The 10,593-nt window shown below is 73.8% G+C and carries 9 protein-coding genes; 4 read left to right on the top strand and 5 right to left on the bottom strand.

What is annotated here, in order from left to right:
* Positions 1 to 50: 50 nt before the first annotated feature.
* The 3 genes from ACZ4YL_RS30170 (at position 51) to ACZ4YL_RS30160 (ending at position 2,091) form a co-directional block, all read left to right on the top strand.
* Positions 51 to 251, top strand: a complete 201-nt coding sequence (locus ACZ4YL_RS30170; RefSeq protein ID WP_468120940.1) for an MbtH family protein — start codon at positions 51 to 53, stop codon at positions 249 to 251.
* 84 nt (positions 252 to 335) lie between these two features.
* On the top strand, positions 336 to 1,667 hold the full coding sequence (locus ACZ4YL_RS30165) for an MFS transporter (RefSeq protein ID WP_468120938.1): 1,332 nt from the start codon (positions 336 to 338) through the stop codon (positions 1,665 to 1,667).
* 175 nt (positions 1,668 to 1,842) lie between these two features.
* Positions 1,843 to 2,091 (top strand): hypothetical protein, encoded by a 249-nt coding sequence (locus tag ACZ4YL_RS30160; protein WP_468120937.1) that lies wholly within the window; start codon positions 1,843 to 1,845, stop codon positions 2,089 to 2,091.
* 86 nt (positions 2,092 to 2,177) lie between these two features.
* On the opposite strand, the gene ACZ4YL_RS30155 is transcribed toward ACZ4YL_RS30160, so the two are convergent.
* A complete protein-coding gene (locus tag ACZ4YL_RS30155) occupies positions 2,178 to 2,726 on the bottom strand; it encodes a hypothetical protein (protein WP_468120935.1) in 549 nt (182 codons plus the stop codon).
* Positions 2,727 to 2,823: 97 nt separating this feature from the next.
* Complete coding sequence (locus ACZ4YL_RS30150; RefSeq protein ID WP_468120933.1) at positions 2,824 to 3,867, bottom strand: LuxR C-terminal-related transcriptional regulator; 1,044 nt, start codon at positions 3,865 to 3,867, stop codon at positions 2,824 to 2,826.
* A 246-nt stretch (positions 3,868 to 4,113) separates the two neighbouring features.
* Here ACZ4YL_RS30150 and ACZ4YL_RS30145 point away from each other — a divergent pair, with 246 nt between their 5' ends.
* Entirely contained in the window at positions 4,114 to 4,341 is a 228-nt protein-coding gene (locus ACZ4YL_RS30145) for a response regulator transcription factor (protein WP_030716619.1), read from the top strand.
* Here ACZ4YL_RS30145 and ACZ4YL_RS30140 read toward each other — a convergent pair.
* The 3 genes from ACZ4YL_RS30140 to ACZ4YL_RS30130 all read right to left on the bottom strand — a co-directional run bounded on the left by ACZ4YL_RS30140 (position 4,335) and on the right by ACZ4YL_RS30130 (position 10,589).
* Complete coding sequence (locus tag ACZ4YL_RS30140) at positions 4,335 to 5,648, bottom strand: MFS transporter (RefSeq protein ID WP_468120931.1); 1,314 nt, start codon at positions 5,646 to 5,648, stop codon at positions 4,335 to 4,337. The genes ACZ4YL_RS30145 and ACZ4YL_RS30140 overlap by 7 nt on opposite strands.
* Positions 5,649 to 5,695: 47 nt before the next feature.
* Positions 5,696 to 7,234, bottom strand: a complete 1,539-nt coding sequence (locus tag ACZ4YL_RS30135; protein WP_468120930.1) for an amino acid adenylation domain-containing protein — start codon at positions 7,232 to 7,234, stop codon at positions 5,696 to 5,698.
* Between the two features lie 112 nt (positions 7,235 to 7,346).
* Complete coding sequence (locus tag ACZ4YL_RS30130) at positions 7,347 to 10,589, bottom strand: non-ribosomal peptide synthetase (protein WP_468120928.1); 3,243 nt, start codon at positions 10,587 to 10,589, stop codon at positions 7,347 to 7,349.
* Between the last annotated feature and the right edge of the window lie 4 nt (positions 10,590 to 10,593).

Genomic DNA, 10,593 nt, shown 5'->3' with positions numbered 1-10,593 from the left:
ACCGCACCCCGAAGACCCTTCCGCATCCCTGATCCATCGAGGAGAACACCGTGAACGACTCGTCCCCGCAGCAGTACCTGGTCGTCGCCAACGACGAGGAGCAGTACTCCCTCTGGGAGGCCGTCCGGCCCGTCCCGCTCGGCTGGCACGACCAGGGCGTGCGCGGCACCAAGGAGGAGTGCCTCGCGCACATCGAGCGGGTGTGGACCGACATGCGCCCGCTCAGCCTCCGCGTGAGCATGGCCGGCTGACCCGACGATCCCCGGGCACCACGCCGCCCGGCAGACCCCGTCGCGGGCTGCCGGGCGGCGCGGCGGTGCCGGAAGGAACCCCGTATGACCAGCTCGTACAACGGCGGCTCCGCGTCACCGCGCCGCCGCACCCCGCTGGCCGCCCTGGTGGCGGCCTCCGGGATCTCCTCGCTCGGCATGGCGGCGACCCTGGTCGCCGTGCCCTGGTTCGTCCTGCACAGCACCGGCAGCGGCACCCGGACGGGGCTCGTCGCCACCGCCGAGGTGCTGGGCCTGCTGTGTTCCGCCGTGCTCGCGGGTCCGGTGGTCGACCGGCTGCCCGTACGCGCGACGAGCATCGGAGCGGACCTGCTGACGGCCGCGTCGATCAGCCTGATCCCGCTCCTGCACGCCGCGGGCGCCCTGCCCCTGCCCGTCCTGATCGTCCTGGTCTTCCTCGTGGGGGCCGCCCGCGGACCGTCCGACACCTCCAAGCAGCTGCTCCTGCCCGGCGCGATGCGACGCGCGGGCGTCACGGCGGAGCGGGCCACGGGAGCGGTCGAGGGAGCCCGCCGGATCGGCATGATGGCGGGGGCGCCGCTGGCCGGTCTGCTCATCGCCACCGCCGGCCCCGTGCGCACCCTGTACGCGGACATGGCGGCGATGGCGCTGTGCGCCCTCCTCGTGGCGGCCCTGGTGCCTTCGGCGGCCCGCCCCCGCCCGGCCGGAGGCGGGGCGCCGCGCGGTTCCTACGCCCAGGAACTGCGTTTCGGGCTCGGCCAGTTGCGCAGGGACCGGCTGCTGGGGGCGATGGTGGGGGTCCTGATGCTGACCAACGCCCTCGACGGGGCGCTGAACGGCGTGCTCTATCCGGCGTACGGGGCCCAGGTGCTGCGCAGCAGCGCCCTGTTCGGGGCGATGGTGACCGCCATGGGGGCCGGCGCGCTGCTCGGGGCGGCCCTGTACGGCTGGGCGGGCCACCGGATGCCCCGGCGCACGGTTTTCGTCGGGGCCTTCGTCCTGGTCGGGGCGGTGCGGTGTGCCGCGCTGGCCGCCGAGCCCGGGGTGCCGGTGCTGCTGGGCGTACTGGCCCTGTCCGGCATCGGGTCGGGGGTCGTGGGTCCGCTGATGATGTCGGTCGCCTACGAGCGGGTGCCCGAGGCGGTGCGGGGGCGGGTGTTCGGTCTGCTGACGGCCGCCGCGCTGGCGGCGACGCCGCTCGGGATGCTCGGTGCGGGGCTGGCCCTGGACGTCTCGGGGCTGGTGGCGGCGCTGCTGGGTACGGGGGCGCTGTACCTCGCGGTCACCCTGGCCCCGCTGGTCTTCCCGGTGTGGCGGGAGTTGGACACCCGGGGCCCGGCGGAGCACGTGGAGGCATCGGCCGGGCATGAACAGAGCTCTTTGGCCGCCGCAGGAGCGGGAACCCTGACCGAATAGGCCGGAGTTGAGGGGATTTACGGCCCCTCACCATCGCGCCAGGCAGCTTGATGAGCAGTCTGATCGATCACCGAAGAGCCCGGGGCACGGCAAGGTTGGTCCTGCACCGACCGGCGCGGACGGCCCACGAAGTGGTTCGCGCCCGGACCAGACCGCTCGTACTCCTGGGGATCCCATGCTCAAGCGTTACGTCATCGCCCTGTCCGTGGCCGCGTCCGCGCTGCTGCTGCCCGCCGCCGGCGCCGCTCAGGCCGCCGACGGCGACACGGCCGCGACCACCGTGACGACCACCGCCGGGGGCGAGGGCAGCACCACCACGCAGACGCCGCGTCAGATCGTCACGTCCAACGGCCGGGTGGTGACGGTCGGCACCACGCTGGACGGCCGGAACCGCGACACGGCCGACAGCTCCTGGGGCGGCTGATCGCACCGGCCCGTGAGGGCCGTCGGAACGGGGGGAGGGAGGATCGCATCGCGATCCTCCCTCCCCCCGTTCCGCCTCCGACGCCGTCAACCCTCCTTGTCGCCGAGACAGATGACGGCATACCGGGCCTCCGGTGCGCCGACGCAGCGGCGCGACCAGCGGGCCGGTACGTACAGCAGCTCGCCGGGCAGCAGCCGGCACTGGAAGGACTCCGACCGGCCGCTCTCGCCGGTCCCGGTCAGCTGCCAGGTCACGGCGCCGGCGATCTGCCGGATCAGCAGGTGCTCCCGACCCCCGGGCTGCCCGGTCCAGGCGGCGTCCACGCCGACGCCCGGGTCGGTCCCGGCCGTCTCCACGCGGTCCAGCCGGACCGACAGGCCGGTCAGCGCGGCCAGTTCGGCGGTGAACCGGTCCACCTGCGCCGGGCACACACCGCCACCCGCCGGCCCCGCGCCGGCGTCATCGGATTCGTCGGCGTCGTCACCGTCGCCGGTGTCGTCGACGTCACCGAACGCCGGGTTGTCGTACTCGGGCCACAGCACACCCGGCGCCCGGTCCAGGTGGACCGAGAGGAACAGGACGATCTCCCGCAGGTGCGGGGCCTCCCGCTCCCAGGCTTCCTCCGGCATGTCCATCACGTGCCCCTCTTGTTCGGCGGCTCCACAGCTCCCATCCCAGCAGCATGCGACACGCCCGCCGACCGCGACAGACACGAAAACACGTGACACCAGGTCAGGAAGGCTGTACGGAGCCGCCGTCCGACCCGTCCGACCCGTTCTCCAGGTCCAGCAGTCCGCGCGCGGCGGCGGCCACACCGGCCTGGAAACGGCTGCCCGCACCCAGCTCCTGCATGATGTCGGCGATGTGGCGCCGGGCGGTGCGCAGCGACATGCCCAGGCGCCGGGCGATGGCCTCGTCCTTCAGCCCGGCCGCGAGCAGCCGGATGATCGTCTCGTGGATCTCGCGGGCCACCTCCTCAAGCCCCTGACCCGCGGCGGCCGAGAACGGCGAGGCCAGGTCCCAGGTCTGGTCGAAGATGTTGCACAGGTACGCGACGGTCGACGGCTCGCGTACCACCACGGCGCCCCAACTGCCGTCGGAGACCGGTATGAAGGCCAGTTCCCGGTCGAAGGCGATGAGCCGGCCGAACAGTTCGTGAGCGGTGCGGTACTGCGCCCCCAGTACGGAGGTGGCCGCGACGTATGCCTGGCTCGGCCCGTTGAAGCGGGCCGTGTGGTGGTAGAGGGTCCGGATCGAGATCCCCCGCTGGAGCATCGTCTCGTCCCGCCGCAGCGCCTCCTGCATCGCCTCCGGCACCCTGCCGCCGCCCCCGGGCTGCGAACTGAGCATTTCGGTGGTGCAGTTGAGGGAGGCCCGGTTGAGTGCCCCGCGCACGTCCTCCAGGCTCTCCAGGACCTCCAGCGACTCCCCCGTGGAGCGGCGGCCCAGATAGTGCGGCAGGAAACGCCCCAGGTCCTCGCGGATCCCGCTGATCGCCCGCTGCTGGTCGCGGATCTGCGCCTCCAGGGGCGCCACGAGCTGCTCGGCGGCGGTGTCCGGGGCCACCGCGAAGGCGACCGTCGGGTCGATCGGACTCACGTGCAGCAGCCGGGAGGAGCGCAGGCGTGTCACGCTGCGCCGGACCTCGTCCGCATCGCGCCCCGTTCCGGCGGCCACCGCGTCCACGTCCACCGTGCGGTGTTCGAGCACCCAGCCGTAGACATCGATGTCAACATCGGCGTTGTTCGGATCCGGCACCACGTCAGATGTTTGCATTGCCCCACTTTGCCTTTTTCGCCCCTGGTCGCTTTACTGCCAGGCACTTTGGTGAGGTGCCCGCCCCCTGGCGCCAGGATATGCAGGACGAAAGGCTGTACCCCACGAACAGCAGCGGGTGTCCGGCCACTTCAGGCCCCGGACGTCCGAAACGGTGCGATCGCACTCAAAGCGATCGCACCGTCACCGGGGGTGCCGAGCCCCGCCGCTCCCCCTTCACCTTCGATCCGGAATCCGGAGTCCCACATGCTGCACACCACGCTCACCGCCCGCGCACCGGAGCTGCCCGCCCTGACCCCCCGCGAGCAGGAGGTGCTCGCCTACCTCGCGCAGGGGGACACGTACCGGATGATCGCGTGCCGGATGGGGCTGAGCCCGCACACGGTCGACACCTACCTGCGCCGGCTGCGCAGCAAGACCGGCGCGGTGAACCGGACCCAGCTCACCCACATCGCCTTCCGGATGGGCTACTGAGCCGACCGCGCGGTCGTGGCACCGGACTCGGCCCCGACCACCGGGGCATCGTCCTCGAACTCGCGCATCCGCCGCAGCGGGGAGCAGAGCAGGACCAGCGGGGCCGCCGACAGGGCGGCGGCACAGAGCCACAGCGCGTTGCGCACGCCCAGCAGTTCACCGAGGAGTCCCGCCAGCAGGCCGCTCAGGGGCAGTACGCCCCACACCAGGAAGCGCATGGTGGCGGTCATCCGGCCGAGCAGGTGCGGCGGGCAGACCGTCTGCCGGTAGGTGACCTGGCAGATGTTGTACAGGGTCACGCCGGCCGACTGGACGAGCGACCCGAGCACGAACAGGCCGATCCGCCAGTCGTCGTCGGCCAGCGGGAGCAGGAGCCCGAAGGGCATGGTCACCAGCAGGGACAGCCACGTGAGCCGGGCCGCGCCGACGGCCCGGGTCACCCGGTCCGCGGCGGTGGCCGCGAGCACCGAGCCGATGGTGGCGGTCGTCAGCACCCAGCCGATGGCCGCGGGCGGCAGCCCCACGGTGCGGGTCAGGAAGAGCACCTCGATGGCCATCACCGCGCTGAGGAACAGGTTCACGGCAGCCGTGTTCAGGGCGATGAGCCGCAGGATCCGGTGGCTCAGGACATAGCCCAGCCCTTCGCGGATGTCGCGCAGCAGGTGCCGGCGCGGGGCGGGCTCCGGAGTCTCCTCCCGGGCGCCGATCCGCCCCAGAAGGACCACTGACACCAGTGAGGTGACCGCCTGCCCGGCCAGCGTCCCGGCCGCGCCCAGCAGTTGCACCAGGAAGCCGGCGATGCCGGGGCCTGCGAACTCGGCCCCCGAACGCACCGTCTCCAGCTTCGAGTTGCCCGCGATCAGGGTGTCCTTGCCGATGAGGGTCGGCAGGTAGCTCTGATCGGCCACGTCACCGAACAGCCGGGCGCAGCCGAGCAGCAGGGCGACCGCGTACAGCAGCGGCATCGAGTGCAGGTCCAGCAGGTAGGCCACCGGCAGTGCCGTCAGCAGGACGGCGCGTGCCAGGTCGGCGGCCATCATCACGCGGCGCTTGCGCATCCGGTCCACCCAGGCCCCGGCGGGCAGTCCCAGCAGCAGGAAGGCCGCGTGTTCCGCGGCGGACAGCAGACCGGCCTGCATCGCCGAGGCGTCGAGGGTGAGCACCGCCATCAGCGGCAGGGCCACGTACGTGATGCTGCCGCCCAGTTCGTTGCAGATGTGCGAGGACATGAAGAGACGGAAGTCCCTGCGCGTGCGGCGCTCGGCGCTCTGGACGGGATCGGTGGACTCGTCGGTGGTGACGGACACGGGTGCGTTCCTTGTCTGGTCGCGGACGGGGTCCGCGGGCTGCTGGTTCATCGGGGGGCGGGCGCGGGCAGCGCCCGGGGATCGAGCTTGCCGCCCGGGGTCCGCGGCAGCCTGTCCATCAGTGTCACCACGGCCGGTACGAGGTACCCGGGCACCTTGGCCAGAAGGTGCCGGCGCAGGGCGTCCGGGGTGAGGGTGCTGCCGGGGGTGACGGCGGCCCAGGCGGCCAGCTGCGGTCCGCCGGCCGCCGCGACGGCGCGGGCGACCACGTCGACGACGTCGGGGTGGGCGGCCACGGCCGCCTCCACCTCCTTGAGTTCGACCCGGTGGCCGCGGATCTTGACCTGGTCGTCGGCGCGCCCGAGGAAGACGAGCGGGCCGCCGGGTGCGCGGGTGACGCGGTCGCCCGTGCGGTACATGCGCTCCCCCGGGGCGTCGGCGAAGGGGTCGGCGACGAACCGCTCGGAGGTCGGCCCCGGCCGGCCGTGGTAGCCGCGCGCCAGACACGAACCCGCCAGGTACAGCTCGCCCGCGGCACCGGGGGGCGCCTCGCGCAGCTCCTCGTCGAGGACGTAGGCGCGTACACCCGCCAGCGGTTCGCCGAGCGGGATCAGCTCGTCGCCCGCGAAGCCGGCCAGTTCGGCCGGTCCCGGCTCGTAGGAGGTGGCGGTGATCGTGGACTCGGTGAGGCCGTAGCAGCTGATCACCGGGGGGTGGCCGGCGGCCGTCCAGCGCGTCAGGTCCGCGGTGCGGCCCGCGTCGCTGCCGATCACCACGCGGCGCAGTGCGGACGGCAGCGGCCGCGGGGCGCGCTCCAGGTCCTTGGCCCACTGCGACCAGTACGGGGTGGGCAGGTTGACGACGCTGATCCGCTCCTCGGCGAGGAACGGCTCCAGTTCGGCGGGCGAGAGGACGTTGTCCTTGACGAAGACGGCCGTGCCGCCCGTGCACCAGGTGGGCAGGGCCTCCTCCAGGCTGACGTCGAAGGCGGGGGCCGCGAACTGCAGGACCGCGTCCTCGGCGGTCAGCCCGTAGCGTCCGGCCAGGGTGGCGACCTGCGCGGCGAGTCCGGCGTGGCCGACCGCCACGGGCTTGGGCTGCCCGGTGGAGCCGGAGGTGAAGAGCACGTAGGCGAGGGAGCCGGGGGCGACGTCGGCGGGCGGAGCCGACGACGTGGGGGCCGCGGTCGTGGTGGAGGCCCAGAACAGCTCGCTCCCGGTGCGGCGTTGCAGCATCGCCGCCGCGCAGGTGTCCTGCGCGACCGCGTGCCGGGTCCCGGCGGCCCGCAGCAGGGTGCGCAGCCGCTCGTCGGGGGCGTCGAGGTCCACCAGGAGGGGGGCCGCGCCCGCGTACCAGATGCCGAGCAGCCCCACCGCCCAGTGGACGCCCCGGCGCACCCCCAGGAGCACGGTGTCCTCCGGCCCGGCGCCCGCGGCGCGCAGTTCCTCGGCCACCGCGCGCGCCCGCCGGTCGAACTGGCGGTACGTCAGCTCTCCTTCGGGTGCGCGGACCGCGGTGGCCTCGGGTGCGATCCCGGCCCGGTGCGCGATGCGCAGGGGCACGGGGGTGGTCTCGGTGGGGCTCATGGTGGCGGTGTCTCCTGGGGGTGCGGACGGGCTCTTCGCGGGGGGGCTCTTCGCGGGGGTGCGGCGCGTTCAGGCGCGTTCAGACGCCTGAACGCGCGGTCACGCCTGGTCGTCAGCCCTGGTCACGGGAGCGGGGGCGCAGGGCGGGGCGGGCGGGTGCGGTGGCGGCCTCGGCGAGGCGGGCGGCGATGCCCGCCGGGGTGGGCGTCTCGAAGAGGTCGCGGATGTTCAGCCGTACGCCGAGTTCGGTGCCGATGCGGCCGGCCAGCCGGGTGGCGAGGAGCGAGTGGCCGCCGTGGGCGAAGAAGTCGTCGTCCATGCCCGCCTCCTGGAGGCCGAGGACGGAGGCGAAGATCTCGCAGACCGTCTTCTCGGCGGGGGTGGCGGGCAGCCGGCCCGCCGGGCGGTGCACGGTGGCCGGGTCGGGGAGCGCCTTGCGGTCGAGCTTGCCGTTGACGGTGAGCGGGAACTGCGGCAGGTGCAGGAACAGCGACGGGACCATGTAGTTGGGCAGGTTCCGGCCCAGTTCGGTACGGACCTCCTCGGCGGTGGGCGTGCCGGTGAAGTAGCAGATGAGCCGCTGCTGGCCCGCGTGGTCCCGGTCGACGGCGACGACGGCCTCGCCGACGCCCGGTACGGTGCGCAGCGCGGTCTCCACCTCGCCGAGTTCGATGCGGTTGCCGCGGACCTTGACCTGGTGGTCCTGGCGGCCGAGGAAGTCGAGCTGGCCGTCGGCCCGCATCCGGGCGAGGTCGCCGGTGCGGTACATGCGGCTGCCGGGCACGGCGGAGAACGGGTCGGGTACGTAGCGCTCGCTGGAGCGGCGCGGGTCGCGCAGGTATCCGGGGCCCACTCCGGTGCCGCCGATGAAGAGTTCGCCGGGCACGCCGGGCGGTACGGGGGCGAGCGCGGCGTCCAGCAGGTAGAGGGTGTTGTTGCGCAGCGGGCGGCCGACGGGCAGCCGGCCGTGTTCCAGCTGGGCGTGCACGTCGGGGCCGATGAAGGCGTGGGTGTTGTCGTCGGAGCACTCGGTGAGGCCGTAGGCGTTGACGATCGCGGCCTGCGGGTGGCGCGCGTACCAGCGGGTGCACAGTTCGGGCGGCAGCACCTCGCCGTTGACGATGAACCAGCGCAGCTCGGGCAGGGCCGGCGGCAGCACGCCGGTGTCCCACAGGTCGACGGCGGCGCGGACGAAGGAGGGCACGGTCTCCAGGACGGTGATCCCCCTCCGGGCGGCGTCGTCGAAGAGGGCGGCCGGGTCGCGGGCGGTGTCCCGGGTGACCAGGTGGACCTGTCCGCCGGTGATCAGCGGGGCGAGCATCTGCCACACGGAGATGTCGAAGGTGAGCGGGGCGTTCATCACCACGCGGTCGCCGTCGCCGAGGCCGAGGTCCTCGGCCTTGGCCAGGAGGTGGTTGTTCATGCCCCGGCGGTGGACCATGGCGCCCTTGGGCTTGCCGGTGGAGCCCGAGGTGAAGCAGACGTAGGCGAGGGCGTCGGGTCCGCCGGCCGGCGCCGGCCGCTCGCCCGGGGCGGCGGCGGCCGCGTCGTCGATCACGAGGACGGGCAGGCCGCCGGGGACGGCGGCGGCGATCTCCTCGGCGCGGGCGCGCTGTTCGGGGGCGGCCAGCAGCCGGGCGATCCCGCCGCTCGCGAGCAGGGCGGCGGTGCGGGTGACGGGTCCCTCGGGGTCGAGGGGGACGTAGGCCGCTCCGGAGCCCAGGATGCCGAGCATCGCGACGGGGACCCGGGCGGTGGGCTCGCTCAGCACCGCGACCAGGTCGCCGGGGCGCACGCCGTCGGCGAGCAGGGCCAGGGCGAGGGCGTCGGCGCTGGCGACGAGGGCCGCGTAGCTCAGCTCGCGGCCGCTGTCGTCGGTGGTGGCGACGGCGTCCGGGCGGCGCTCGGCCTGCTGCCGTACGCGTTCGACGGCCTCCGCGTATTGCTCGTCGCGTGCGGTGTCGTTCCATTCGACCAGGACGCGGTGGCGTTCGGCCGGGGAGAGCAGGTCCACCGTGCCCACCGGGCACGACGGGTCCTCGGCGACGGCCTCCAGGAGCCGGGCGAGCCGTTCCAGCAGGGCCTGGGCGGTGGCCCGTTCGAAGACGTCCGGCCGGTAGTCGATCTGCAGGCGCAGCCGGTCGCCGGGGATGGCGGTCAGCGAGAGCGGGTAGTGGGCGGCGTCGTACGGGTCCACTGCGGTGACGCGGAGCCCGCCCGCGCCGAGGGCGGCGAGGCCGGCCGCGTCGACCGGGTAGTTCTGGAAGGCGACGCAGGAGTCGAAGAGCTCCCCCGCTCCGGCGAGCCGCTGGATCTCCACCAGTCCCAGGTGGTGGTGGTCGATCAGCCGTGCCTGCTCGTCCTGGAGGCGTTCGAACAGGGCGACGAGGGACTCCGCGGGGTCGATCCGCACGCGGACCGGCACCGTGTTGATGCACAGGCCCACGATGTCGGCGACGCCGGGCAGTTCGGGGTCGCGGCCGCTGACGATGGCGCCGAAGACCACGTCCTCGGAGCGGATCTGGCGCCCGAGCAACAGCGCCCACGCGCCCTGGAGCAGGGTTCCGGAGGTGATCCGGTGGTCGCGCGCGAGGGCGCCGAGCCGCTCGGTCAGGGACTCGGGGAGGTACGTCTCCACGCGGTCGGGCAGGACGGAGCCGGGCGGCGGGGACACGGGCGCGGTGCGGGTTCCGCCCGGCAGGCCGTCCAGGGCGCGGGTCCAGGCGTCCTGGGCGGCGGCCGTGTCGCGGCTGTGGAGGCGGCCCAGGAAGGCGGAGTACGGGGTGACCGGGCCCAGGGGCGCGTCGTCGGCGTGGTGCAGGGCGAGGAGTTCGCGCACCAGGACCGGCCAGGACCAGCCGTCCATCAGGATGTGGTGGTAGGTCAGCAGCAGCCGGTGGGACAGCGGGCCGGTGCGGATGAGGGCGAAGCGCAGCAGTGGCGGCCGGGCGAGGTCGAAGCGGGTGGCCCGGTCCTCGGCGAGGAGGGTGTCGACGGCGGCGGCCCGCTCGGCCGTGTCGAGCCCGGACAGGTCCACCTCCTGCCAGGGGGCCCGTACGCCGCGCTGGACGACCTGGGCGGGTTCGCCGGTGGCGCGGCGCAGGAAGCCGGCGCGGAGGTTGGCGTGCCGTTCCAGGACGGTGTCGGCGGCGGCGCGCAGCCGGTCCGCGTCGAGGGGGCCGTCGAGGTCGAGGAGCAGCTGGGCGACGTAGACGTCGCGTTCCTCCTCGTCGAAGAGGGCGTGGAAGAGGATGCCGTCCTGGAGCGGGGAGAGCGGCAGGACGTCCTCGACCAGGGAGCGTGCGGCGGGGGCAGGGGCAGGGGCAGGGGCAGGAGTGGACGGCGGGTGGTTCACGGTG

Source organism: Streptomyces sp. NPDC030021 (assembly GCF_055574035.1).
This window is presented reverse-complemented; position numbering and strand designations above follow the sequence as displayed.